The sequence below is a fragment of the Chitinophaga silvatica genome (assembly GCF_003419895.1).
GTDB classification, from domain to species: domain Bacteria; phylum Bacteroidota; class Bacteroidia; order Chitinophagales; family Chitinophagaceae; genus Chitinophaga; species Chitinophaga silvatica.
Genome location: NZ_QPMM01000014.1, coordinates 112,172 through 138,694, shown reverse-complemented (window position 1 = coordinate 138,694; position 26,523 = coordinate 112,172). Strand labels below are relative to the sequence as shown.

Genomic DNA, 26,523 nt, shown 5'->3' with positions numbered 1-26,523 from the left:
AGATGCGATTAAAAATCGAGGCTCAGGTTAATACCAAAGTTTCTCATCATAGGCAGAGAAGTAGATTCCAGGCCTAAGGAAGAATTGTTTACGTTGAAGCCTGATGCTTCTGGTGAGAATCCATCAGTATGTCTTTGGAAGTAAAACAGGTTTCTTCCATAAACACCTACACCCATTCTTTTCACAATTTTTCCGGTGAAGATTCTAGCCGGTAACTGATAGCTTAAGCTAATTTCACGCATTGCAATGTAGCTGGCATCATTGATCATTTCTTCAGACACTACGTTTTCCTTATCGCTGGCAACTACATTCCAATAATCCTGTGCTTTGACTTCCATACCATTAGCTTTGCCGGTACTTACCCAATTACCATTTCCATCTTTCTGAGCCAACATTCCTTTAGCCACATAACCACCTTCTCTTCCTTCCAAAGTGCGGCGGGAAGTACCATAAATCAGTTCCTCCCTATTACTTTGAGAATAAACCACACCACCCTGGCGGATATCTATCAGCGAGCCTAATGTAAACCCTTTGAAGCGGAAAGTATTGGAGAAACCACCTGTCCAATCAGGTAAAGCATTACCTAGTTCAGTAAGTTGAGATACGCTGGTGCGCAGTGGCAGTCCGGTTGCCGGATCAATCAATCTGTTTCCTTCCGCATCTTTAATCCATGCAAAACCGGTTCCCATCATTGTACCAAAAGGTTTTCCGGGAGCAGCAATAACGCTGATACCTCTGTCACTACCTAAAACAAAGGTTTCTACACCTTCAGCCAGACTTACTACTTCATTGCGGTTCTTAGAGAAGTTGAAAGAACTTTCCCATGTAAATCCATTCGCCAGTTTAACAGGTGTACCGCTAATAGCTACTTCTATTCCTCTGTTCCTGATTTCTCCGGCATTGATACGACGTGCTTCAAATTTGCTGGATGGAGGTAACGGGATCTCCATAATCTGGTTCTTAGTAGAGGCATTGTAGTAAGTAAAGCTAAAGCCTAAACGGTTATTCAGTAAGCGAACATCAGTACCAAATTCTACTGAGGTTGTTAACTCATTCTTTAAATTCGGATCAGGAATTACTGAAGTAAAAAATCCTAATGGTTGCCCACCGTGGGTAAACTGATCCAGGGTATAGGCACCGGTCAACTGATACGGATTACCTGAAGCTCCGGCCTGTGCCACAGATGCGCGGATTTTCCAGAATGGGATCGCCTGATTTTTAATATTAAACAGATCTGTTACTATAACGCTGGTACTAACGGACGGATAGAAGAAAGAATTATTTGGTTTCTGTAAAGTAGAAGACCAGTCATTCCTTGCAGAGAAATCCAGGAACCAGTAGCCGCGGTAGGATAATTGACCGAACCCATAAACTGAGTTGATTTCGGACTCCTGCAGATCAAACAGATAACTATTGGTAAGAGTGTTGTTGATCACATGCAGATTAGGCATGATAAACTCTTTACCAGTGTTCCCTGTCATACGCAGGAATTTCTTCTGGTGGCTGGAACCAGCATTCAATCCCAGACTAAAATCCTTGTTTAACTCAAAGTTGCTGGTTAATAATACGTCATAGTTATCTTCACGTACTCTCAGCACTCTTTCTTCGATATCGCCATTTCTATTGGTGCTTTGATAGGTACCTTTTGCTCTCCAACGCAGGCGCTGATCTGTATAAAAATCTGTACCCCCTCTGGCAGAAACTTTCAACCACTTAGTCAGATCATAGGATAAACGCAACATTCCGATTACGCGATCACGCTGATCTGTATTGGAAGTATGGTTGATTGTCCAATATGGATTGGCTGTACTGCTATTGGTAGCATAGGTTTTTTCAGTTCCGGGTGTAATACCACTAAAACCTAATTGTTTGGCAATGTCCTCTGCGGTCCAGGTATCGTTGGCTAATATGCTGAGTGGCATGCTACGAGGCTGGCTGATAAACAAATAAGCCGGGTTATCGGAAGCATCAGACAAGGTTGGTCTGTTTTTTCCCTTTTGAGATACGTAGTTGATTTTAGCGTCTAACTGAAACTTAGAAGTAATATTAGCCTGAGTACGGAGTGTAAAGGTATTGCGATCCAATTTGTTGGTAGGCACATAACCATCCACGTGGGTATTTGAATAGGAGAAGCGATAATTCAATTTATCATTTCCACCATCAGCACTCACATTATTAACTCTTTGTTTTTCGTTGTTGAAGAAATCTTTATAGGTATTAGGCTGTGGAGTAAGCTGTAAAATATTACCCCATTGGTCTTCATACGTTTGGCCTTCCATTTTCGGGCCCCAGCTACTACGAGCAATACGATCGCGGCCTGCACTCATTTTAGGCATCCCTTTTATTCCAAGTTGTTTTGCCTGTGCCATAGTATAAATCTTACCATCATCTCCTCTGAAATGGGTGAAATCACCATTCAAACCCTGACCATATTCATTCTGAAAGTCTGGCGTTACCAATGCACTGCCTATAGAATAATCACTGCTAAATTTAACTCCAATTCCTTTACGCGCACTACCCGATTTGGTGGTAATGAGAATCACGCCATTGCTACCTCTTTGTCCGTACAATGCAGCGGCATTTGGACCTTTAAGCACAGAAATACTTTCTATATCTTCCTGATTGATATTGGAAATACCATCTCCGAAATCGATTCCCCCGGTGCTGCCCGCAGCTCCGTAGTTCTGGTTATCCAAAGGCACTCCATCAATCACATATAAAGGCTGGCTATTACCAACTAGTGAGTTATTACCACGGATCACTACTTTTGAAGAACCACCGGCACCAGAGGCAGGGCGACTAACCTGTACACCGGCTACTTTACCAGAAAGAGCATTAGCCACATTCGCTTCCTTACCCTGAGAAAGATCGGCGCCCTTTAATTCAGCAACGGTATAGCCGAGCGACTTTGTTTCTCTTTTAACACCCAAAGCGGTAACAACTACCTCCGAAAGCCCCTTGGAACCTTCAGATAATTTTACATTGATGGTAGTATTGCCAGCCAACTCTACTCTTTGTTTGGTGAATCCAATGAAGGAGAAAACGAGCGCGTTGGCACCAGATGGCACCTGTAAGGTGTATTTTCCACTACCATCAGTTACAGCGCCTCTGGAAGTACCTTCCACCGTAACAGTAACTCCTGGCAGCGCTGCTCCTTTTTCATCGGTAACCTTACCTGTTACTACGGTATCGGCTACTTCAACTTTATTGGATACCGGCTTATCAGCTTCCTTTAAAGTAATAGTCCGATCAATAATTTTGTACGCAATTGGTTGTCCGGCTACGCAGAGATCCATTACGGCAGTAAGTTCGGCATTTTTGACCTGCAGACTTACAGGAACAGTATTTTTCAGCAAATCGTTGTTATACAAAAAATAGTATCCGGTTTGCTGACGAATAGCTTTAAAAATTTCCTCCAGGGATGCTTGTTTCACCGACAAGGTTACTTTTTGTGCTTCAGCAGCAGCACTCAATACCATTGTACATAGTAGCAAGGCAAGCATATTTGCTGTTGCCCTGACTTTCTTAGGCAAAAGGAATAACATGCCCCGCCGCAAAGCGGAAATAGTTTTTTTCATCATCGTTAAGTTTAAATGCGATTGATTAGATAGTACTACAGGTTGTTTTGTATTTGTTTTTCATTTACGTTTCTACATAACTGAGATTATACGACCATTCACTTTAAAATGTGCTCCACTCACAAAACTAAGCATCTCCAGAACCTGCGCCAAACTAGCCTGACGGCTTATATTACCACTAATTCCTTTTGAAGGTGTGTTACCTTCATATACTACATTCACATCATACCATCTGGATACCTGATCCATGATCTCCTTAAAATTGTCGTTCCGGAAAAAGAATAGCCCCTCTTTCCATGCAGTTATTTTCTCAATATCTGCCTTGTTTATTTCAACATGATTATCTCTTACTTTAGCTTCCTGACCGGGTTTTAATTGCCAGCTTTGTTGATTCATGGCAACTCTGACTGCCCCATTCACCAGTGCTGTTTTTACCTCATTCGTATAGGCAGCAACATTGAAATCTGTTCCTAAAACCTGTACTTCCATTCCACCGGTTTTCACCTTAAATGGTTTGGTTACTTCCTTTGCCACTTCAAAATATCCTTCTCCAATTAATTCTACTATCCTGTCTTTTGTACTAAAATGTACTGGAAACTTTAATGAAGAAGCAGCATTCAGCCATACTTTAGTACCATCTTCCAGCGTAATCTGGTATTGCCCACCTCTTGGAGTTGTTAAAGTATTATAGATTATCTCATTGCTTCCTGGTGTACCCTTAGTGTAACTTAGTCCGTTTGCCAGTTGATTGATATTAGTTCCGTCTTCCTCTTTAATAACAGCAGGTTGATTTCCCAGCTGAACTTCTTCTCCATTTCCCAATTGCAAAGTAGCTTTATTGCTACCTGGCAGGATGGTGATGGCCGGAGCTGAATTTTTAATGGCTAGCTGGCCAGGGGCTTCATTCTTATTGATCCATTTATACCCAACAGTAGCAACACCTAATAATGTTGCTGCTGCAATTCCAATTGTCAATGGTCTACGATATCCGATTTTATTTGATTTAACAGCTGCACGGGATTTTACACTTTCCCAGTCGGCCATTAGATCAAGATCTTCCTGAAAAGAAATTGCGGCCTTTACTACCTGCTGTTGCTGGATTCTGTCATACAACTGTTGATGCCTGGAATCTGTTTCCAGCCAGGTTAATAGTTCTTGTTCCTCTTCTGCATTTGCTGTATTTCTCAAATGTTTAAGGATCAATTCTGCATACCTGAGATCATCGAAATTTTTCTCCATAACATAATTAAGAAACCTAAGATTGGAAAAAGGATGACAAGGGGGAGAAAAATTTCAAAAAATTTTGATAATCTGATATTCAGTAAGTTGTCTATCTACTGAAACATAAGATTCATTAATTGAAGTGGGTGATTATAGTTTGATAAAGAAACTCTTTTGATTTATTGTTGACATAAATATGAAATATTGGTTTCTTTTAATGAAGATTGATAGTGCGTTAAAAAGAATGATTGTTAGTAATAATTGTCTTTATTAGATTGATAAATTTCTTTTACCGTAGACTGGGCAGGGGCTATGAAGTTAAGAGAATGGCGCCTCTATTTTATTGCCTTTATGTGATTGATAAATTTCCTCTACCGTAGACTGGGCAGGGGCTACGAAGTTAAGAGAATGGCGCCTCTATTTTATTGCCTTTATGTGATTGATAAATTTCCTCTACCGTAGACTGGACAGGGGCTATGAAGTTAAGAGAATGGCGCCTCTATTTTATTGCCTTTATGTGATTGATAAATTTCCTCTACCGTAGACTGGGCAGGGGTAAACCCTGCCCCTACAGGGCTTCAGCGAATTATAGGTTCTATATTGTAAAATTGTTTCTTTACAGAATTGAAATTAGTAGATTGACATTTAACATGAATTATATCTACCAGATGAAAATTTAGTTTCGATGAAATTCTGTAGGGGCAGGGTTTACTGTAGTGCACCCCCAAACTTGGACAGTTAAAAAATATTAAGCGGCTTGAGTTCTGTAGTCTACAGGGCTTAAGCCGTTTAGTTTTAATTTGATTCTGTGGTTATTATAATAATATACATATTTAACAATTGCCTTTTGTAATGTTATTATGGAATCAAATTTTTCAAGGTAAAACAGTTCAGACTTAAGGATGCCAAAGAAGTTTTCTATTACCGCATTATCCAGGCAATTACCTTTTCGCGACATGCTTTGTATTATATCATTTTGCTTTAATAGCTCCTGATATTGTTGCATTTTATATTGCCATCCTTGGTCAGAATGTAATATAGGACTGGCATCTTTAGGTAATTTATTGATGGCCTTCTTGAGCATATTGATTACCTGGTGATGGTTTGGGCGCCTGGCGAACGTATAACTTACAATCTCTCTGTTGTACAGATCCATAATGGGAGAAAAGTATAATTTCTTACCTCCTACATTGAACTCTGTTATATCCGTAACCCACTTAACATGAGGATTCTTAGCATAAAAATTACGATTCAAATGATTCTTTGCACCATGGCCCTGTTCACCTTTATAGGCCCTGTATTTCTTAGGTCTAACAAGACTTTTAAGCCCAGCTTCCCGCATTATCCTTAATACTTTTTTGTGATTAACTACATATCCTTCCTGCTTCAATTTCGTCGTAATTCTTCTATAGCCATATCTGCCTTTGTGACGATGATAAATATCACTAATTCTTTTCTGACAGCTGTTATCAGCCGCGCGATTTAGTTTATTTAAATAATAATAGAAGGTGCTACGAGCTAGCCCGGCTACTTGAAGAAGCAATTCCAAGTTATATATTGGCCTTAATTCGTTGATGGCTTTTGTGATTTGCCCTGTTTCTTTGCTGCTTCTTCTTCCTGAATTAAGGCTTCCAACTTTTTTAACAATGCATTTTCTGCACGTAAATACTCATTCTCACGCTGTAACGCTGCAAACTTATCCTCCAATGAGGCAGTTGGTAAAGGGGTGATGTTTTTCTTTGGTTGCTTTCCCATGGCTTTTTTCCTCTCTTTAGTATTAGTCAATCCTGCTGCTCCATACATTTGATACTACTTCAACCACTTGCTAACCGTCGTTTCACTTGGAATACCAAAATGGGCAGCCGCACGCATTAAAGGTAACCCATTTTTAAGCATGTACTTTATGACATCCAATTTAAATTCTCTGGTATAAATCCCTTTACTTTCCTTCAACCCTTCTTCTCCATGCAACTCATATCGATTCAACCAGCGTTTTACCGGTGTAAAACCAGCTCCTATAGAGCGCGCTACTGAGCTAATTGATTCATCTTCCAACAAGATTCTCTTTACTGCTGAAAGTCTGTTTTCAAAAGAATACTTTCTTTTCATAAAAAATGCCCCCCAAAAGTGTCCAACTTTTGGGGTGCACTACATTACCCCTGCCCAGTCTGCGGTAAAGGAAACGAGTCCTTTAAATTGAAATCAATATTCAATAAATATTATTCTCCATGGAAAATAACACCCCATGAATATATTTAATAATAAGTTTTTTGCTTAAAAATTATCAAAAAAAGAAGAAACCAAATATTTCAGGGTTCAGACGTTTCTTCAGCATTTCAATACCACGCTTCTTCTGGGTTTTAACGGTATTTACGCTAATACTTAGCTTATCCGCAATTTCAGGGTTCTTTAATCCTTCGAGATAGCCCATTCTAATAATTTGCCTGCAGGCATCTGGTAAAGTTTCAATGGCCCTGTAAATTTCTCCCATAACTTCAGACTGAATCATGGTAAGCATAATGCTGGTATCATCAATTTCTGATTGAACGGAATTGGAGGCATACTTTTCTACGACTTTTTCATGACGAATGGCATTCAAACATGCATTACGAACCGTAGAATAGAGAAAATTTCTAATCGCTGAAGGGTGAGAGGAAAGATGTTGTGATTGGATATAGGTTACGAATGCTTCCTGCGCAATATCCCTTGCCTTGTCTTTATCTGCCGTAAACTGAAAGGCAAAGTAGCAAAGGCGTGCATAGTACTCTTTAAAAAGTGCGGCCGGTGACGTTATTTCATATTGCGTTGGCATGTATTCCCTGTCTCAGTGCCAATATACTTAGAATTTACGAGATACTGCATCGGGGCCGGGAATAAAGAAACAGCAAGCGTCTAAACGCTTGCTGCTCCTTATTTTACACTTAAGTTATCTCTATATTAATTCCCTGCCGGTAGCTTGATCGTTGGTTCTTTATCTTCCTGTCCGTACAATCCGTTAAACAACATCTTGAAAGTGCCTAATGACTGTCCGCGGAAAGTAATTTCCGGACCAAAGGCATATAAAGTACCTTTTCCAACCCTGGCCGAAAAAGCAGCTACCCCATCTTTTAAATATGCCTGCCCCCATGCCCAGCCACTCCGTAGCGGACGATCGGTTGAAAACCAGGCCAGTGGTGTAATACCTTTTATTTTCGCATCAGCGCTCAATTTAAATACAGGGCTATTATCGAAATTAACATCTGCTTCCGAATACATTCCCCATGTTACCGGTTGTGTACTATCTACACTAACTTTTAAAATACTACCTGGCACAAAATATTTAGTTCCTGGTAATGGCTGTTCTTTACCATCAGCAGCTGTTTCAACCAGTGCATTCTGAACAGGTAAACCTAAATGATAAGCCAGGCTGGTACTACTTCCGATAGTTAATACAACTCCACCCTCTTCCATAAACTGACGGAGTTGAGGAATAGATTTTTCAGCAGTAATCTTTCCCAGTAAATGGCGATATTTTTCAGGAATTTCTTCTGCAACCGGTTCCTTGAACGAATATACACCTCTGTTTGCTGCAGCTCCTCCCGGATTAGGTATTGCTCTCGTTACAAAAATGATTGCATCGTATTTATCTTTCAGCTTACCGGCATCAACATCCTGTGAGTAGATCACTTCAAACGGAAATTCATATTGCTCCATAATCCATCTTACCCATCCTGAAGGCATTGAACCTCCATAAGTATCCCACAATGCAATACGCATAGTGCTGGCTGGTAACAGATTTTTAGGTTTCGCATCAGCAGGTTGAGTGGTAAGTCCGAGGTGTAAAGTAGCCTCGTTAAGTATAACTGCTGCTTTTGGGCTATTCGGTACATAAAAAGTTCCTGCAACCGCCGGATTTTTGCTTCCTGAACCTGCACCTACACGAAATACCTTAACACCACTACGTAGCAAACGATTTACAACAATAAAGTTGTTATTCGCCTGTGAACTGATCAGGTAACCAGATTTTCCTGCTACCAGTTTACCCTTAGGCGTTTCTTCCAATAGACCATTTGAAGTAATTTGTGGTACCTCAAAAGCATCAAGTATTCTATCAAATTTAACACCCATCTGATATGCCAGCGTCCAGCCGGCAGCGTCGTATGGACGAACAGGCGGCCCTCCCGGATATTGGAAATCGTTAGGGTGATCCTGTGGTTCGAACATATCCAGTACATGCGGTCTGAAAGCCTGATTGGTTTTTACAATAAAACTACCTTTTGGATATGATTTTCCGTCGACAGTAAAATCTGATGTTGCTACCTGCACATCAACTCCGGTTCTGATAAGTGCATTTACAAACTTCACAGCCGTACCAAAATCGGCCTGGTTCAATGGAATAATATAGCCTCTTGGATCTCTCTGTGCCGGATCTTTATACACTGCATCATAATATTTTGGATCGATATTACTACCTCTTGTCATCCAGCCGTAAGGATCGTTCGCCATATTCTTTGCCTGCTCTGGAGTTACCGGATTATCTTTTTGGTATGCCTCAGTGATAGCTGCAGCATGACTCGGACTCAACGTCCATGTATCTCTATTCCCTTTATCTATTGCATTACGGCCCATTTTATAGATGTTATACAACAGTTCATCTCTATGGCGGGCAGCATAATCCAGTACAGCATAGTTCAGGGAAATGGAGTAATCGATCGACTGGCGAAAATGCCATACCGATTGAGGAGTAACCGGATTAGGAGTAGCACCATTTGGAATAAGTCGCTGAGGTACTACCGGTACTTTTTCAGGAGTCGGATTTCCTATAATTTCAGTCAATAGCCCGATCATATTATGATATTGCGCTGTAGTACGTAATCCGCCATTATACCAGGTAGAAAAACTGGAACCATTAAGCCTGGTATATCCTGGTTTGTCTTCCACATTTAATCTGTTGTACATAGCAGCACCCACAGCATCGATCCCTGTGATCATTAACGGGTCGAAGAAGTAATTGAAAGGATCACGATATGGAGGGCCAGCTAATACAGAACCTTCCGGTCCACGCTGATGGTGATTATACATAATCTGTGGCAACCAGTCGAGGTACATAAATTTACCCATATTCCGGCTTTCCTTCATATTCATCATATAGAAATCACGGTTATTATCGTGACCTATATATTTTTGATACAAAACAGGTAATTGATCAACTGATCGTTTAAGCGTATCAGTGTTTCTCATATACCAGTCAGACACTAATTCCTGACCATCCGGATTGGCATGTACTAAAAGAATAATAACATTATCCAGAATTCTCATTGTTTCAGCATCCGTTCTGCTGGCCAGCTGCCAGGCAGTTTCGATCAGCTGATGTGTGCCTACAACTTCATTGGCATGTAAGCCGCCATCAATCCATACTACAGCTTTTCCTTCCACAGACATTGCCCTGGCTTGTGCATCAGTGATTCCTTCAGCTTTTGCCAGTTGTTTGGAAATAGTATTATATCGGGAAAGTTTGGATAGATTTTCGGGGGAAGATATGATTAAAGCATATTGTTCTCTTCCTTCCTCTGTTTTTCCGATACTTTGCAGTTTCACTCTGGAGGAGGTTTCAGCCAGCTTTTTAAAATACGCAGTTGTTTGGGTATAATTAGCTAACTGGTAGTCGTCGCCAATATTAAAACCAAAGTGTTCTTTAGGCGAAGGCAAATGACCGTTCTGTGCGAAAGCTCCCAGACAATAGCTGAGTGCCAACAACGTGGTTAATAATTTTTGCATCTTGTTAGAATTTTGGTTGAATCTATTTACGATAATCCAATGCAGGTTTACGATCGCCTAACATTGCTTCATACTTAAAAGCAGATCCTTGTCTGTTGATCAATTCCGTTTTAGCTGCTTTGAGCGTATCCGGACTTTTAAACAAATCATAAGCAGTTAAGGCAATGGTTTTGGCAGCCAACATCATTCCCTTAGTACCTATGCTGCTCCCTGCAGCCGCTACATTCTGCCAACTATGCCCGGAAGACCCAGGTACAAAGGTGGCGGTAACAATACCGGCAGTAGGCACAACCCAGCTTACATCCGCAACATCGGAGGATGCACCACCATTACTTTCTTTCACAATCTGAAAAGGTGCAACTTTTGATGCTATAGCAGCAGGATTTCCAATTCCGGTAGTATCTACAAATGTTTTTTGAATCTGGGAAGCAAAAACATTTTCGTCGGCAGAATAAGTAAATCCTCCTACTTGTCGCAAATTCTTATCCATCAGTCGGGATAAGGTTTCATTCGGCTGCATATTATAAACACCGCCAATTACCTCATAATCCATTCTGGTACCGGTACCCAATGCAGCACCTTCAGCAGCTTTCACCAATCTATCCCAAACGCTTTTTACCACTTTCATTTCCGGGTTTCTTACATAATAATAAACCTCAGCGAAAGCAGGAACTACATTCGGGGCATCTCCCCCTTTTGTAATTACATAGTGAATGCGGGTATCGGAAGGAACATGCTCTCTCATCATATTCACCATATAATCCATAGCTTCTACTCCATCCAGGGCAGAACGTCCTTTTTCGGGTGATGCGGCAGCATGTGAAGCAACGCCATAAAAACGGAATTTAGCGTTTTTATTTGCCAGCCAGGGAGCTATGGAAGCAGAGTTCTGATTTCCCGGGTGCCAGTGTAATACTGCACTAACACCATTGAACAAGCCTTCTCTTACCATATAAACTTTCCCGGAACCACCTTCTTCAGCAGGGCATCCATATAATTTAACAGTGCCTTTGGTACCACTTTGCTGCAACCAGTTCTTTACGCTTATTGCAGCAGCAACAGATGCTGTACCAAACAGATTATGCCCGCAACCATGCCCCGGGCCATTGTCTTTCACTGCTTTCTTTTCAGCAATTCCTGCTTCCTGCGATAACCCTGGAAGAGCGTCATACTCTGCTAATATTCCAATTACCGGTTCACCACTGCCATAGCTTGCAATAAAAGCAGTTGGTATACCAGCAACTCCGGCTTCAATGTTAAAGCCTTCAGCTTTTAATGTTTGTTTCAGTAATGCTGCACTTTTCTCTTCTAAATATCCAGGTTCAGCAAACGACCATATCTTTCGCGCTATCGTATCATAAGTAGCAGTATGCTGATCCAAATAATTGATCATGGCTTGCTTATCTTTTTGTTGTGCTACTGCGATAGTAGCAGCACAACAAAAAAGACTGCTCAGCACAAAAGAGTGTTTGCCCATGTGTTGAACGTTTATTTATAAAGTTGGTTAAACAATAATCTGAATGTACTATGCGACTGTCCTCTGAACGTAATTTCCGGCCCAAATGCCAGTAATTTACCAGTACCTACATTTGCTGTAAATGCTGCCACTACACCTTTCAAATACTGCTGGCCCCAGGCCCAGCCACTATGCAAAGGGCGATCGGTTGAGAACCATATTAACTTTTTAATCCCCACCGCATTATCATTAATTTTAAACACAGGGCTTCTATCGAAATAAACATCATTTCGAGATGGCATACCTGCATTTTCAATGGCAGTAGTATCAAAATCAGCTGTTAGCAGGCTTCCCGGGATATAATACTTATTTCCGGAAAGTGGTTTTAATTCATTTTTATTATTTTTTTCAACAAGTGCATTAGAGACTGGCAACCCTAAATGATAAGCAAGATTTGTGCTGGTGCCAATAGTAACAATCTGACCTCCTTCTTCTAAAAATTTCTTTAACTGTGGAATAGAAGTATCGGCCGTAATCTTTCCTAACCAGGAACGATACTCTACAGGTAATTCTGAAGCCTTAGGAATTTTAGGTTCATAACCTCCAGCTCTGGGTCTCTTCCTCGCAGTATCCGGAATAGCACCTCCCGGGAAAATAATCATATCGTATTTCTTACGCAGGTTTCCTGCATCAATGGCTGACGAGTAAATAAACTCATAAGAAAAATGATATTGTTCCATTAGCCAGCTAATCCAACCTGCAGGGATTGAACCTCCATAGTTATTCCATATAGCAATTCTCATTGGAGCAAGGGCCTTGAGATCTGACGGCTTGCTCTGAACCGGCATTGCAACAACACCATAGTCAGTAGAGACTTTCAACAAAACAGTTTGAGATTTTGTAGTTGCAGGAATAAAAAACTGACCACTGTTGGTTTTACTTACTTTAATACCTGCTTTCAACAGATCGTTAACTGCTATAAAGCTATTATTGGCAGATGGACTGAGCAGGTATCCCGTTTTCGAAACTGCCAGTGTTTGAACAGGTGCCTGTTGCAACTGACCGTATGGTAACTTCTCAAATGGGCCATCAAATCCTTCGAGGACCCTGTCGAACTTTACACCCATTTGAAAGGCCAGCGTCCATCCGGCAGCGTCATAAGGACGAATAGGAGGACCTCCTTCATATTGGAAATCATTAGGGTGATCCTGTGGTTCAAACATATCTATTACATGAGGTCTGAACGCCTGTGCTGTTTTTACAATATATGAACCGGCAGGATATTGAATCCCGTTTATTGTAAAATCGGCTGTAGCCTTTTGAACAGAAATCCCTGATCTGATTAAAGCATTGATAAATCTAACAGCTGTTGGAAAATCTGCCTGGTTTGCCGGAATGATATACCCTCTTGCGTCTCTTAGGCCTGGCGCTTGTAAGACAGTACTATAGAATTTTGCAGGAATGGTATCTTCTTTTCCGAAAGAGAAATCTGCCCCTCCATCGCTTTCAGCATTACCTTCTGCTTTCTTGCTCAATTTATTGGCAGCTTTGATACTATCAATATATTTTGGATAGAAAGTCCAGTTATCCTTATTTCCTCTTGCAATTGCATTAGCACCCATTTGATAAATGTTATAAAGTAAGGTGCTTTTATACCTGGCAGCATAATCCAATACAGCATAGTTAAGCGACACAGAGTAATCGATTGATTGGCGGAAATGCCATTTCTGCGGAACAACCGGATTAGGAGTAGCTCCGTTGGGAATAAGCCTGTCAGGTACCAGCGGTACATTTTCAGGAGTTGGTCCACCAATGATTTCTGTTAACAATCCTACCATATTGTGAAAATATGGAGTAGTACGTAAACCACCATTCCACCAGGTAGAAAACTGAGATCCGGCACGCTGAGTATAGCCTGGTTTGCCTTCTACATTTAGTCTGTTGTTCATGGCCGCTCCTACTGCGTCAATACTTGTAACGATTAATGGATCATATACATAATTGAAAGGATCGCGGTAAGGGGGGCCAGCAAGTACAGAACCTGCAGGACCACGCTGATGATGATTATACATGATTTGAGGGAGCCATTCAACAAACAACTGATTGCTGATATTCTGGCTTTCCTTCATATTCATCATATAGAAGTCGCGGTTATTATCGTGACCAACATATTTCTCATAAAGGCGTGGAATACTCATATTTCGCTTTGCTGTATCAGTATCCCTCATATACCAGTCGGAAACCAGTTCCTGGCCATCCGGATTAGCATGAGCGCAGAGAATAATGACATTATCAAGTATTCTCATGGTTTCAGCATCATTGCGGCTTACCAGTTGCCACATTGTTTCTATCAACTGATGAGTACCTACTACTTCAGTTGCATGTAGTCCTCCATCAATCCATACAACAGCTTTTCCGGTTTCAGACAGGCTATGCGCCTGTGTTTCACTAATACCCTCAGCTCTGGCAAGTTGTTGGGAAATATTTTTATATTGATCTAATTTTTTGATGTTTTCCGGGGAAGAAATGATCAGCATATATTGGTGTCGACCTTCTTCTGTAAGGCCAATATCTACCAGTTTAGTACGATCGGAAGCTGCCAATTTTTTGAAGTAGGCTTCAGTTTGAGTGTAATTGGCAAGTTTGTAATCATCCCCAATATTAAAACCAAAATGTTCTTTAGGTGTGGGAACTTGTGCTATGGCTGTTGTTACGGATACCGACCATAAAAACAACAGGCCAATAAATTTACTTTTTCTCATCATAAGCTATTTTTAGGTTGATCTTTACTTAGCGATGCCTGATTCTGCCAACAGAAGCAGTAAGGCTCTTTGGATTGCTAAATAGCCTTTATCGTTTATCCACCACTCATTTAATGCATGTTCATTAGCGCCCTTGCCTCCACTACCTATTGTAACAGCAGGAATGCCCAGGGAAATAGGAATATTGGAATTGGTGGAACCACCAGCCAATACGGGTTCTGTTCCTAAAAACTTAACAGCTTCCTTAGCTCTCTGAATCAGCGGCAAGCTACTATCCAACATCCCGGAAGGCCGATCTCCTATCAATTCAATCTTAAGGGTAAGATCGGCTCCCGAGCGTTTTATTTTATTCTCTTCATCCAATGCCTTCCTTGCTGCAGCCTGGAGCAATTCATCCATTCCCTTTAATCTTTCCGGGCTTTCAGAACGCATATCTACTTCCATCCATGATTCGAAAGGAATAGCATTTACGGAAGTTCCTCCTCCTATTACCCCAACATTGTAAGTAACCCTCTCGCCGGGCATACGTGAAAAAGCATCAGCACTTTCATCCCAGTAATGAATAGTTCTGCCTAAGGCAGCATGTGGGTTTGCCAGGCCAAACGCCCCAAATGAATGACCACCGGGGCCCTTGAATAAAACCTTATATCTTTTAGACCCCAAGCCTCTGTGAGTAACGCGTGAGATATTCCAACCATCAATGGCAATATAGCTGCTGATAGGGCCCGGACCATGTTCACTGAGGAGGTTTTTCACTCCTCTGAGATCACCCAATCCTTCTTCTCCCACAACCCCACAAAACAAAACATCAGCATCCGTTTCAATTCCATTTTTCTCTAACGTGGTTAAAATAGTCCATATACCGGCCAATGCACGGGTATCATCAATAATCCCCGGAGCATAAAGTGTATCACCTTTTTGTACTACAGTAACGTCTGTTCCTTCAGGAAAAACAGTATCCAGATGTCCTTCAATTACAACAGTTTTCTTTCCGCTTTTACCCTTACGTTTGGCAATTACATTCCCTACATTATCGATCCACACACTGTCGGCCCCTGCTTCTTTCAGGAGCGCAGCGAATTTCGCAGCTCTCTCCTGCTCTTTAAATGGTGGAGCAGGAATCTGAGTAAGCATTATATGCTGCTTTAAAGTTTGTGGATCCAGGTCAACAATCGTCTGGAAAGCTTTTTTCACTATCGGTTTTTCTGCCAGCACTTTTATTTCACTTGCATAATCTGTTTTTCCCTTTTTCTGGGAGTAGGCTCCCGTACTGCTACATAGGAATACCGTAGCAAAAAGTAATGGTGATACAATTGGCCTCATGTTTCTCGTTTAGATCTTGTTGTTAAAGTTGGCTGCTCATTGTTTTTTAAATCTCACTCCAACGCGGCAGTCCCCAGGTTCCCCCCTGGCCTCATCACAAATGTTATTAAAAAAAGTAACAATTCTACGACCGTCTGTCAAATTCAAGATAAATTTAAATAGAAAGTAATCATTCACGGCCACACTGGTAAGGTTTACATGGTTCATAGCTGCCAGCTCTGTGGCAGTGAAATGATATGATTTTGGAAAATCTGTTACCGTTTCAAACAGGTGGTCATTACTACCTACAATACTTGGCAATGGGAATTGCGCAATATTCGGATATTGATTACCAGGAGAAGAGATAACCAGCGGATAGGCAGGAACACTGGCTTCTGCCTTATTGTAGCTGGCATAAACCTCTATTGACTTAACCGTCTCCTTCCCGAAACCTTCCCAGGATAAAGTAAATGCAAACTCCTGGCTGGCCAGGTTAGGATCATTCAGATTAAAGAAAGCTACCTTACCGGTTTGTTTAGTTGGTAAAGCTGTTTTAGTAGTGTCGATTGTTACGATTGGAACAGCGGTATAAGTATAATTCTGCCATTCGTAGGTCACCTTCTTACATGCAGCCGCCAGAAATACCATCAATCCTAAAGCTATAATAAAGCGTCTCATAATAATATTTTTTAATCAATCATTATTTATCCCAAAAAACTGGTGTTGTTTGTTGTGCCACCTGCATGCTTGCAGCATTATTACCTAAACTGGTATTGGCAATCAGCTCTGTTTCAGAATAATAAAGTCGCAATGGAAATACATTCAATGGCGATAATGGTGGTCTGAGAGTCGGCAAACCTGTACGCCTGTAATCTGTATAGGCTTCCATTCCATTTCCGAATTGAGCAATATACTTTTGGGTAATAAGTATATCCAACTTGCCATTAACAGTAGCAGCATCAAATTTCAGTGCAATGCCTTCTGCGAATGTTGAAATAGCAGCGGTAGCAAGTGCCTGACCTCCATTTCCCTGGGCATAAGTGCTAACACTTGTCAGATTTGCAATGATCCCCTCTTTCAACAATTGGCGGGCATCTTCACCGGTATTTAGTGTGAGCACGGCTTCAGCACGAATAAACTTAACCATTGCATTTGTAATGAATGGCATCAGACCAGCACCATTACCGTCTGTTGGTCCAACTACTTTCAGGCTGCCGGTTGCACCTGTATTGGTCAGGAATAGATTGGTAGCTGGAATATTATTGATAGGAGCATTATCATATAAGCCACCAGCCGGATAAATTCCAAAAGTAGATCTACGGTTCAAATCTGCCGGCGCTGCGGTTCCATCACCGGGATTTCTGCCATAATAGCCATTACTGTTATTACTATTATTTAGCCCGGCAGTTGCATTTTGCCTGAATATGAAATACCTCAATCTTGGATCATCGTTATTGAATAGCAGATCGATAAAAGATTGACTTTGGTAGAATGTTTTACTACCCTGATACTCGGCTCTGTGCCAGGGATGACGGTTATTGGGGTTTTGCCCGGGTCCGAACCTAAAGGTAAAATCAAGTGAATTTGAATTTGTAGTACCACCAATTAACTGCCCCGCATTTTTTATCAGGGATTTGATTGTATCTGCCGAACGAGCCGGATTAACCAAACGCACCTGATTAAATAACTTCAGCTTTAAAGAATTAGCCATTCCTAACCAGGCAGATTTGTTGCCACTATAAATAAGATCAGAAGTTGCCGGTACCAGCGTTGTTGCCGTTACTTTATTAATATCAGCAATTCCCGATTCTATTGTAGTGAAAACTGATTCGTATATACCTTCCCCCTTTTCGAACTTTGGGCTAACATTCTTTTGCCCTTGTTGTGTTTCACTGTAAGGAATATCTCCCCACATATCTACCATTATACTGATCAGATATGCTTTTTCCAGCTTTGCGACAGCTGTATATCCCCATTGTTCCTGAGCAGTACCTGCCAGTATTACCGCTTCCAGATCGTTCAGTGTTTGCGTATAAAAGCCATTCCACGAATCATCGAAACTTGTACCCTGTTGTTGCAGCCGACTCAGGCCGGAAGAAAAGACGGTGTATTGCATAAACGTTGCAGTGCCACTATTAAGCTGATACATATTAGCGGCGAGTGACACCTGGGTAGAAGGCAATAGCAATGGCAATTGGGCAGTCACCGGGTTATTAGGATCTGTATTTATATCTACAAACTTGCTGCAAGCTGCCAGGCTTAGTAGGCCTGCTAACCCAATGGTGTATACTGAATAAAATAAAGATTTCATACAAGTAGTTTTACAGATCAGAAAGAACATTTCAAATTCAGACCAAAGCGCTTGGTGGTTGGTACAGCCAGGTTATCATACCCCTGGGAATTACCAACTCCCAAAGAGCTGACTTCCGGATCAAAATGTGTGTATTTCGGAAAATTCGGCGCCTTATACCAAAGGTTACGTCCGGAAAATGAGAGTGTAGCGGCGCCAAATGGAGTCTTACCCAGGATACTTTTTGGAATTTCATATCCCAAACTGATCTCTCTCAATCTGAAAACAGTAGCATCAAATACAGAACCTTCGTTTATACCCCCATTTCCCGGGCCCATGCTACTACTGAAGAAGTGATCTTCCCAGGATAAAGCCACATTGTTTGGAATCTTATTTCCTTTATCATCGAGCAAAGGAGTTTGAGTATTGATATCTCCCAGTACACCTGGTGACACAATTGCAAATTCGCGGTTCTCCATATCTCTTGTTACTCCTCTTGAAAGCATTTCTGCTACTGTACGGGAGAATAGTTGCCCACCCTGTTTCCAGTCGAACAAGATGTTTAACGAAATATTTTTGAAATGAAAGCTATTGGTTATTCCGAAGATGAAGTCGGGATTTGGATTCCCAATAGGTTTTAATGAGCCAGCAATCAGTGGTTTACCGGTATTAGGATCTATCAGTACATTACCTTCATTATCCCTTGCATAAGCTGTTCCCTGAATTAAACCATATGGTTGTCCGACAATATGCACACTGCTGGTACCGTTCGTACCGCCGTAGCTAAAACGTTCGTATCCACCTAAATTCTGAATGATATTCCGGTTACGGGTAAAGTTGGCATTAATATCCCAGCTCAGGCCAGTATTGCTTCTCAAAGGAGCTCCTGTTAATCCGATTTCAATCCCTTTATTAGTGGCCTCTCCCAGATTTAAGATCTGAGTAAGATAACCCGAAGAAGGAGCCGCAGTTACTTCAAAAATCTGAGAAGTACTTTTCTTATTATACCAGGTAAAATCGAGGCCTATTCGATTTTGGAAGAATTGTAATTCTGTTCCCACCTCCAGCTCTGTAATAAATTCAGGTTTGAGGTTGGCATTGGTGAGCAGATTAGCCTGCGTAACAATATTATAAGTAGTGCCTCCAGCCGGAGTAAATGGCAGACCAACATTTCCAGGGCTCGAATTACTTCCCAGTATAGGATTGATCTGGTAAAAGTTTTGTGTTTGATACGGAGAAGCCTCATTACCCACTTTGGTGTAGCCCGCGCGAATCTTACCAAAATTGAGTACTTCTTTAGATAAATTGAGTGCTTCTGAAAAGATAAGAGAACCATTGATACCACCATAAAAGTAGCTTCGGTTATTGGCTGGTAAAGTAGAGGAAACATCGTTTCTACCTACCAGGTTTATAGAGGCATAATTTTTATAATCGAGTGTGATATCAGTAAAAAATGCATAGTAGCGCTGTTTTAGCTGATTTCTATTATTGATCAATTGAATTGGTGTAATGGAACTGGTATTGTTGATATCTATCAAATCTGCAACAATAATATTATCACCGTAGAAAGCCTTACGGTCGGTGAGTCGTTGATTCACATTATTTCCCAGGATCACTTTAAGATTCCAGTCGGGAGTAATGGATTTAGTGACAGTAGCTAATAAGGTGTTATCCAACTCCTGTCTGTATATATTATCTGTAGTTATACTACCATTAGGATAAGACGAACTTCCTTTCCCTCTCACACTTACCCTTCTGTCGGTATATGCATTAAACCCAACAGTATTCTGAATATTCAGCCAGGGTAACGGATCGAAGCCTAATACCAGATTGCCGTAGTACCGGTCTACTGCACTGGTAGCCGGACTATGTTTCACCGACCAGTAAGGATTGTCAACCCCTGTATAATCGTAAACGTTACTACCATCGATTGGGTTCTCATAGGGATAGTTTGTCAGATCGTAGCTGGTAGGCACGTACATGAGGGTAGACATAATAGAGCTGGTGAGTCCACCTATTGGTGGTGTTTTCTGCCTGATGATCACATAATTGATAGATCCGCTTGCATAGAACTTATTATCCAGTTTAATATTGCCGCCAACGTTAATGGACGTACGATCTATATCATTACCCGGCACTACTCCACGGTTCTTAGTATTGGAGAGGCCTGCATTGAAATTACCTTTCTCGCTACCGGAGGAAATGGAAATGGCGTTTTCATAAACACTACCTTGTCTGAAGAAATTCTTTACATTTTCTTTAGCATACGATTTATAAGGTACCTGAATCGGAGTAACGCCATCGGCCTCATAAAACTGAGGGAATACTGCGGAAGAAAACTGGCGGGTAAGCTGATGAGGAATAGTTTTGCGGGTAGGCAACATACTTTCCACACCTTCAAAAGGCTGGCCCCATGAGGCATATACGCCCTGGCGGTAGTCGTTGTTGGTTCCTTGTCCGTATTTCGTTTGGTATTCAGGAAGGCCTGAAACGGTTTCAACAGCATACCCGGTATTGTAAGTTATTTCAGTTCCTTTGCGGCTTTTTTTCTTACCTGTTTTTGTAGTGATAATAATTGCTCCATTGGCAGCACGGGAGCCGTAGAGGGCAGCTGCTGCTGCCCCTTTCAGCACCGTCATTGATTGTATGTTGTTAGGATCTAAATCGAATGCCCTATTTGTAACCCCAACGCCCCCAACGGTTGTGGAGCCTACGTTGGCGAAGCTCGAGTTATCGAATGGCACACCATCAACTACAAATAGCGGTTGGTTGTTACCATTGAGAGAGGAATTACCTCTGATGGTAATGTTGGTACCACCACCAGCCACGCCACCAGCTGAAGATATATTTACACCGGCAACTTTTCCGGTGAGGGCTCTTACCGGATCGGGTTCAGATTTCTGAGCCAATTTATCAGCATTAACGGTGCTAACGGAATAGCCTAAACTGGTTTTCTGTCTGGCTATTCCCGCAGCCGTTACCACTATATCCTGTAGCTGCTTTACAGCAGCTTTTAATTTAATAATACCTGCATCAGCGGCTTTAACTTCCGTAACTTCATAACCTATTGCAGTTATAACCAATACAGCACCCTCTTTTACTTTTAGTGAAAATCCGCCATCGGCACCGGTAGCAGTTCCGTTTGTGGTACCTTTTTCAACAATGGTAACACCCGGAAAAGGTTCATTAGCTTCATTAAGGATTTTTCCTTTTACTACAACATCGGCAACAGTTGCAGCAGGAGTAGATTTAATAGTGTTGTAATTTTCTTTTAAAACGATGTAATCGTCATTCACGACAAAGGCAATATCGAGGCCTGCTAATAATTTGTCTAATACTTTGCCCAACTCTTCTTCTTTCGCAGAAGCAGAAACCTTACGATCGAGTGCAATGTGGTTGGAGCTGTATACGAATTTAATGGCCGTTTTATTATGGATTTGACTGAGCACACCTTTGAGGCTCATATCATCGGCCTGCAGAGAAATTTTCCTATCCAGAATGCCCTGAGCATTAGCAGAAACGGGATAAGTAGTGCCGCACAGAATACTTGTTACGAGGCAAAAGGTGGTTACTTTCCTGTATTTGGATAGGAAATCATTTGTTTTTACTTTTAGGTGCATAACCTTGTACTTTGTTTGATTGCTGAAGAATTAGACAAAGGATTCCCTTCCGCGCTGTCACGCGGTACATAAGCAGGGTTGTTCAACATAAGCTGGCGGGGCTGTCACCCCTCCGGCTTTTTTAGTTGTAGTTGGTCTGTTTCATCTGAATTTGTGTTTGCATGTTATAAGCGTTGATTTTGGTTGAGCATTTCATTTTCCACTTTTTTGTTTAATTAATATAGTTTTCCCCTTTTGGTTGAAATCCAGGTTGAGTGCCTGACATATCATTCCTATCGTTTGTTGTAAAGACTGGTCTGTCAGATCCGCCGTAAGTTTATTTGAAGCAATGTTCGGATCTGAAAGTTGAATGGTCACCTCAAATTTCTTTTCTATTCGTTGTAAAATGGTTGACAGGTTGGCATCATTAAATGCCATCTCATATTCGGTATGTTGTATAAATGCCTGTACATAGCTACTATCCTGAGGCTCTTGCCGTATATAGGATTGTTGTGGAGTATAAACTGCCTGTTCTGAAGGCAATAGTGTGATCGGATTGCACTGCGGACCTGTTACAATAACCTTTCCGGTTAGTAGTGTAACTGCTACAGAATCACCGTTGGTTTTTATACTAAAACTTGTGCCTAATACTTTGGTTGTGAGTTTACCCGACCTAACATAAAATGGTCGTTCTGCTTCCCTAGCTATTTCAAACAATCCCTCTCCTTCTATGGTTACTTCACGTTTATCTGATTCAAAAGTTAAAGGAAAAATTAATTTACTGTTTCCTTTCAACCAAACAATAGAACCATCAGATAATAATTGTTTACGCTTTTCATTATTCCCACAATTAAGCGTAATAATCCTATGTGGTACTAAAAAATTTAAAAGTTCACGACTGAATACCAGCATTCCTGATAATATAGCTGCCGCTGCAAGGAATTTCCAGTTGATGCCCAATACTTTTCCTTTACGTGACTGAATTCGATGAAGTAAGCGATTATACCCTATAGCCTTCGCCAGTGCTTTTTCATTCTCGTTTAGCTGTTCAAATGCTGTGGCATCCCCAAGTGTATCTAACCACGATTCCAGCTGCGATGCTGTAGCAGCATCCAGTTTGCCTGCCAGGTAATCATCAATCAGTTGTTTAAAATTTGGTTGATCCATCAGTTATTATCTTATATAAAAGAAGTAACCTGAACTAACCCAAACACCTACACGAATCAAAAAAAATTTTTCAGCTCAGTACAAAACAATAACAACCAATGGAATTGATGCCTTAATGCGGCTCTCAGTTGCCTGAGCGCTTTGGTCAGCTGGTTCTCTACAGTTTTATGTGATATATTTAAAACGTTGGCAATATCCTGTATCGACAAATGATCCTGCCGGCTCATTCTGAAGATCTGCTGACATTTCAGAGGCAAGCGGGATATCTCTTTTTCAACGGCTTGCTTCAGGTCATAAACCTCTATTCCATCCTCAATTGAATTATCTGCAAGCTGTTCGCGGTACTCATAAAAATCTGTAGCATAGGTTTTACGTGCCTTGCTGTTTCTTATATAGTTTAATAACTGATACCGGATTGCTGCAAATAAATAAGCTGATAGTGTATGCGTTAATTCTAACTTTTCATGCTTTTGCCACAATGCATAAAACACCTCCTGTACAATTTCCTCTGCAACATCTTTGCTGGATGTTCTATTATAAACATAACCATATAATTTGGGCCAGTACTGCAGGTATATTGCTTCAAAAGCCTGAATATCTCCCGACTTCAATAAGCCAACTATTTGAGCCTCACCCAACAAATTATATTTATTTACAATATTCAATATTTCAGGTAATTTTCACTTATTGACTATAAAAGAACAAAAAAAATATCATTTATCATAGTTACTTTATTAATTTATTAACAAACTAGGAAAAATAACTGCATTTTTATCGCATTACAATAATATATACTAGATAACTGCAATAGAGTTAAATAAGGTAGAAAGAAGTAAAAAATATTGGATTTTATTTCTTTACTAACAATTGATCACGTCCTCTTCTTTAAGTGATCCCTGAAAGCACCAACCATAAAATTTCTCTTTTATGTATCTTTGTCATTCGCTTACCCGGGGTGCCTTACTATCAGGCTGAGATCACCACCCGTAGAACCTTAGACAGGATAATGCCAGTCAGGAAAGGCAAGCGCTATTTGATCATGGAAGAGATATTAAAAAAAACAGTTGTCCAAACCATTAAAGAATATGCTTCATTATCGGAGCAGCAACAATCCTTGCATCCAAAACTTTTGGAATTAGCATATCAGGAAGGATGGTTTAAACTTTTTGTGCCTCCCGTTTACGGAGGACCAGGAAAAACATTACCAGAAATACTAAGACTGGAGGAAGCTATTGCCGCCGCAGACGGTAGTCTGGGCTGGACAGTTACCTTATGTAGCGGAGCCGGATGGTTTGCCGGTTTCCTCGATCCTGATTTAGCCAATAACTTATTGGCTGATGAAAAAGTATGTTTTGCTGGTAGCGGAGAAATAGGTGGTACAGCCACTTTAACTGCTAACGGTAATTATCTTATTAATGGCTCCTGGAGATATGCCAGTGGAGCATTACATGCAACTGTATTTACGGCTAACTGCATCTTATTAAATAAAGATGGTTCGCAACAAAGTACCGATGATGGAAATCCATTAGTTCTTTCTTTTATTTTGAAGAAGGAGGAAATCAATATTATTCCTGGATGGTCGTACTTTGGACTAGTAGCTACAGGCAGCCATGCTTTTGAGGCAAAGAGTGTAACAGTGCCAGCAAATCGATCTTTTAAGATTAATGAAATAGTGAATGCAGAAAGTCTGGGTCTTGGATTTGATTATCCATTTTTGCAAATGGCAGAAACTACCCTGGCAGTGAATATACATGGAATGAGCCGGCACTTCATAGTACTGGCCGCCGAGTCATTTGAGCAACGAACAGGATTAAAGCGGTATACATCCAGCCAAATCAATTATTTCAACGACATTCTGGTTGCATCCAAAGCCAGAATGAATGAGGTAAGAACAGCCTTCTATGAGGCATTTGAACTATCATGGAAAGCATTACAGCAAAAATCTTTAACGGAGGCACTACTTTCAGATGTAAGTACAAAAAGCAGAATACTGGCGCATACTTCAATTGAAATATCTGATAAACTATATCCTTTCTGCGGATTAAATGCGGCAAGAAAAGAAACTACCATCAACAGAGTATGGCGGGATATTCATACTGCCAGCCAACATTCGCTACTAACATTCCCATAATATTTCACGCAAAGAAGCAAAGTTTAATATTAAGGGGCAGAGGATTTTTTTAAGATTATTAAGGATTGATGCGAATCTTTTTAAGAATTACTGATTAGTTCTTAAAACACTCGCTTTATTTCCTTTTAAACTTAAAAAAATCCTCTGCCCCTTAATATTAAACTTTGTGCTTTTGCGAGCAACTATTGTGACCAACCGGTTGGAGTTCTATCCCACCTGTGTTTTTTCAGCTCCTGCAATAAACTGGCAGATAATGCATTGCCATCACTTGCAGCCATATTAGCATTCACATTTCTGAGTTTGCGCATTCCTGGAATGGTAGTAGCAATATCAGGATTGCTCAAAATAAATCTGAGTGCCATCTCCGGCATAGTCATGCCCTGTGGAATAAGTGGCCTCAGTGCCTCTGCATGGTCGACACTTGAATTAAGATTTTCTGGTACGAAGTAGCTTGCACGCCAATCGCCGGCCGGGAAAGTTGTTTCTTTGGTTAATGTACCGGTAAGCGTACCTTCATCAAAAGGTACCCTGGCAATTACTCCAATATCCAGCTTTTTACAAAGTGGAAGTAAGTTATCTTCCGGATTCTGATCAAATATGTTGTAAATCACCTGAACCCCATCTATTAATCCGGTTTTCAGGGTTTCCAGGCTGTTATCGGGTTCCCAGCGGTTTACACTAATACCCCAGGCACGTACTTTTCCGTCCTTTTGGAGTTTGGTAATAGCTTCTTTCCATTCATCCTGATCAGACCAGCTATCATTCCATACGTGAAACTGTTGCAGATCGATGGTTTCTACGCCCAGATTTTTCAAACTCTTTTCAGTGTACTCAACGATATAATCGGCCGGAAATACATCGGAAATGTTATATTCCGGTCTTGATGGCCATTTCCTATTCTTAGGTGGAATTTTAGTGGCAACATATAAACGTTTACCAGCATGCCTGCGAATAGTTTTATTTAATATTTCCTCACTAAGGCCGTCGCCATATGCCCAGGCTGTATCAAAAAAATTACAGCCCAATTCAATGGCCCGGTCTAATGCCTGATTTACTTCCTCTTCTTCGGAACCTGTCCAGCCAGCCATTCCCCACATTCCATAGCCGATTTCACTAACCTGCCAGCCTGTTCTGCCAAATTTCCTGTATTCCATATTGATAGTTTTAATCTTTCAAATATACCCAAATGAAAAAGAAATCTATAACAAATTAGGAGTAATGGAGAAAAAGCAATTTTGGTCAGTTTAGGAGCAGCGCTTA

At 40.9% G+C, this 26,523-nt stretch carries 17 protein-coding genes; 1 reads left to right on the top strand and 16 read right to left on the bottom strand.

The features are described from left to right. Positions 1 to 8: 8 nt before the first annotated feature. The 15 genes from DVR12_RS24070 to DVR12_RS24000 all read right to left on the bottom strand — a co-directional run bounded on the left by DVR12_RS24070 (position 9) and on the right by DVR12_RS24000 (position 23,797). On the bottom strand, positions 9 to 3,578 hold the full coding sequence (locus DVR12_RS24070; RefSeq protein ID WP_199417192.1) for a SusC/RagA family TonB-linked outer membrane protein: 3,570 nt from the start codon (positions 3,576 to 3,578) through the stop codon (positions 9 to 11). A gap of 72 nt (positions 3,579 to 3,650) precedes the next feature. Next, positions 3,651 to 4,817, bottom strand: a complete 1,167-nt coding sequence (locus DVR12_RS24065) for a FecR family protein (protein ID WP_116978365.1) — start codon at positions 4,815 to 4,817, stop codon at positions 3,651 to 3,653. A gap of 730 nt (positions 4,818 to 5,547) precedes the next feature. Then, positions 5,548 to 6,387 carry an IS3 family transposase gene (locus DVR12_RS24060; RefSeq protein ID WP_233522459.1) on the bottom strand — a complete coding sequence of 280 codons (840 nt, stop codon included), beginning with the start codon at positions 6,385 to 6,387 and terminating at the stop codon, positions 5,548 to 5,550. Continuing rightward, entirely contained in the window at positions 6,363 to 6,602 is a 240-nt protein-coding gene (locus tag DVR12_RS24055; RefSeq protein ID WP_116978363.1) for a hypothetical protein, read from the bottom strand. Before DVR12_RS24055 ends, DVR12_RS24060 begins: the two co-directional genes overlap by 25 nt. Positions 6,603 to 6,608: 6 nt before the next feature. Then, positions 6,609 to 6,908: a helix-turn-helix domain-containing protein gene (locus DVR12_RS24050; RefSeq protein WP_116978362.1), complete on the bottom strand. Its 300-nt coding sequence runs from the start codon at positions 6,906 to 6,908 to the stop codon at positions 6,609 to 6,611. 175 nt (positions 6,909 to 7,083) lie between these two features. Next, a complete protein-coding gene (locus tag DVR12_RS24045) occupies positions 7,084 to 7,611 on the bottom strand; it encodes an RNA polymerase sigma-70 factor (RefSeq protein ID WP_116978361.1) in 528 nt (175 codons plus the stop codon). A gap of 125 nt (positions 7,612 to 7,736) precedes the next feature. Then, positions 7,737 to 10,556, bottom strand: coding sequence for a M14 family metallopeptidase (locus DVR12_RS24040; protein ID WP_116978360.1), 2,820 nt, complete (start codon positions 10,554 to 10,556; stop codon positions 7,737 to 7,739). 22 nt (positions 10,557 to 10,578) lie between these two features. Next, positions 10,579 to 12,033 carry an amidohydrolase gene (locus DVR12_RS24035; protein WP_116978359.1) on the bottom strand — a complete coding sequence of 485 codons (1,455 nt, stop codon included), beginning with the start codon at positions 12,031 to 12,033 and terminating at the stop codon, positions 10,579 to 10,581. Positions 12,034 to 12,044: 11 nt separating this feature from the next. Then, positions 12,045 to 14,774, bottom strand: coding sequence for a M14 family metallopeptidase (locus DVR12_RS24030; protein ID WP_199417191.1), 2,730 nt, complete (start codon positions 14,772 to 14,774; stop codon positions 12,045 to 12,047). A gap of 24 nt (positions 14,775 to 14,798) precedes the next feature. Next, positions 14,799 to 16,097 (bottom strand): M20/M25/M40 family metallo-hydrolase, encoded by a 1,299-nt coding sequence (locus tag DVR12_RS24025; protein WP_116978357.1) that lies wholly within the window; start codon positions 16,095 to 16,097, stop codon positions 14,799 to 14,801. Positions 16,098 to 16,133: 36 nt separating this feature from the next. Next, positions 16,134 to 16,754 (bottom strand): hypothetical protein, encoded by a 621-nt coding sequence (locus tag DVR12_RS24020; RefSeq protein WP_116978356.1) that lies wholly within the window; start codon positions 16,752 to 16,754, stop codon positions 16,134 to 16,136. Between the two features lie 22 nt (positions 16,755 to 16,776). Further along, positions 16,777 to 18,387 carry a SusD/RagB family nutrient-binding outer membrane lipoprotein gene (locus DVR12_RS24015; protein WP_116978355.1) on the bottom strand — a complete coding sequence of 537 codons (1,611 nt, stop codon included), beginning with the start codon at positions 18,385 to 18,387 and terminating at the stop codon, positions 16,777 to 16,779. 17 nt (positions 18,388 to 18,404) lie between these two features. Further along, entirely contained in the window at positions 18,405 to 21,986 is a 3,582-nt protein-coding gene (locus tag DVR12_RS24010; RefSeq protein WP_116978354.1) for a SusC/RagA family TonB-linked outer membrane protein, read from the bottom strand. 192 nt (positions 21,987 to 22,178) lie between these two features. Continuing rightward, the gene (locus tag DVR12_RS24005) at positions 22,179 to 23,132 is read right to left on the bottom strand and encodes a FecR family protein (protein ID WP_116978353.1); all 954 of its coding nucleotides are present in this window, start codon (positions 23,130 to 23,132) and stop codon (positions 22,179 to 22,181) included. A gap of 56 nt (positions 23,133 to 23,188) precedes the next feature. Beyond that, entirely contained in the window at positions 23,189 to 23,797 is a 609-nt protein-coding gene (locus DVR12_RS24000) for an RNA polymerase sigma-70 factor (protein WP_158563358.1), read from the bottom strand. Positions 23,798 to 24,171: 374 nt separating this feature from the next. Here DVR12_RS24000 and DVR12_RS23995 point away from each other — a divergent pair, with 374 nt between their 5' ends. Beyond that, positions 24,172 to 25,263 (top strand): acyl-CoA dehydrogenase family protein, encoded by a 1,092-nt coding sequence (locus DVR12_RS23995; RefSeq protein ID WP_116978446.1) that lies wholly within the window; start codon positions 24,172 to 24,174, stop codon positions 25,261 to 25,263. A gap of 182 nt (positions 25,264 to 25,445) precedes the next feature. Here the strand turns inward: DVR12_RS23995 and DVR12_RS23990 are convergent, their stop codons facing one another. Continuing rightward, complete coding sequence (locus tag DVR12_RS23990) at positions 25,446 to 26,417, bottom strand: aldo/keto reductase (protein WP_116978351.1); 972 nt, start codon at positions 26,415 to 26,417, stop codon at positions 25,446 to 25,448. Between the last annotated feature and the right edge of the window lie 106 nt (positions 26,418 to 26,523).

Bases quoted from the DNA above. Each gene is read 5' to 3' on its own strand.
- DVR12_RS24020 (WP_116978356.1), bottom strand. From the start codon at position 16,754: ATGAGACGCTTTATTATAGCTTTAGGATTGATGGTATTTCTGGCGGCT.
- DVR12_RS24045 (WP_116978361.1), bottom strand. From the start codon at position 7,611: ATGCCAACGCAATATGAAATAACGTCACCGGCCGCACTTTTTAAAGAG.
- DVR12_RS23990 (WP_116978351.1), bottom strand. From the start codon at position 26,417: ATGGAATACAGGAAATTTGGCAGAACAGGCTGGCAGGTTAGTGAAATC.
- DVR12_RS24070 (WP_199417192.1), bottom strand. From the start codon at position 3,578: ATGAAAAAAACTATTTCCGCTTTGCGGCGGGGCATGTTATTCCTTTTG.
- DVR12_RS24040 (WP_116978360.1), bottom strand. From the start codon at position 10,556: ATGCAAAAATTATTAACCACGTTGTTGGCACTCAGCTATTGTCTGGGA.
- DVR12_RS24025 (WP_116978357.1), bottom strand. From the start codon at position 16,097: ATGAGGCCAATTGTATCACCATTACTTTTTGCTACGGTATTCCTATGT.
- DVR12_RS24015 (WP_116978355.1), bottom strand. From the start codon at position 18,387: ATGAAATCTTTATTTTATTCAGTATACACCATTGGGTTAGCAGGCCTA.
- DVR12_RS24035 (WP_116978359.1), bottom strand. From the start codon at position 12,033: ATGGGCAAACACTCTTTTGTGCTGAGCAGTCTTTTTTGTTGTGCTGCT.
- DVR12_RS24010 (WP_116978354.1), bottom strand. From the start codon at position 21,986: ATGCACCTAAAAGTAAAAACAAATGATTTCCTATCCAAATACAGGAAA.
- DVR12_RS24050 (WP_116978362.1), bottom strand. From the start codon at position 6,908: ATGAAAAGAAAGTATTCTTTTGAAAACAGACTTTCAGCAGTAAAGAGA.
- DVR12_RS24055 (WP_116978363.1), bottom strand. From the start codon at position 6,602: ATGTATGGAGCAGCAGGATTGACTAATACTAAAGAGAGGAAAAAAGCC.
- DVR12_RS23995 (WP_116978446.1), top strand. From the start codon at position 24,172: ATGGAAGAGATATTAAAAAAAACAGTTGTCCAAACCATTAAAGAATAT.
- DVR12_RS24005 (WP_116978353.1), bottom strand. From the start codon at position 23,132: ATGGATCAACCAAATTTTAAACAACTGATTGATGATTACCTGGCAGGC.
- DVR12_RS24030 (WP_199417191.1), bottom strand. From the start codon at position 14,774: ATGAGAAAAAGTAAATTTATTGGCCTGTTGTTTTTATGGTCGGTATCC.
- DVR12_RS24065 (WP_116978365.1), bottom strand. From the start codon at position 4,817: ATGGAGAAAAATTTCGATGATCTCAGGTATGCAGAATTGATCCTTAAA.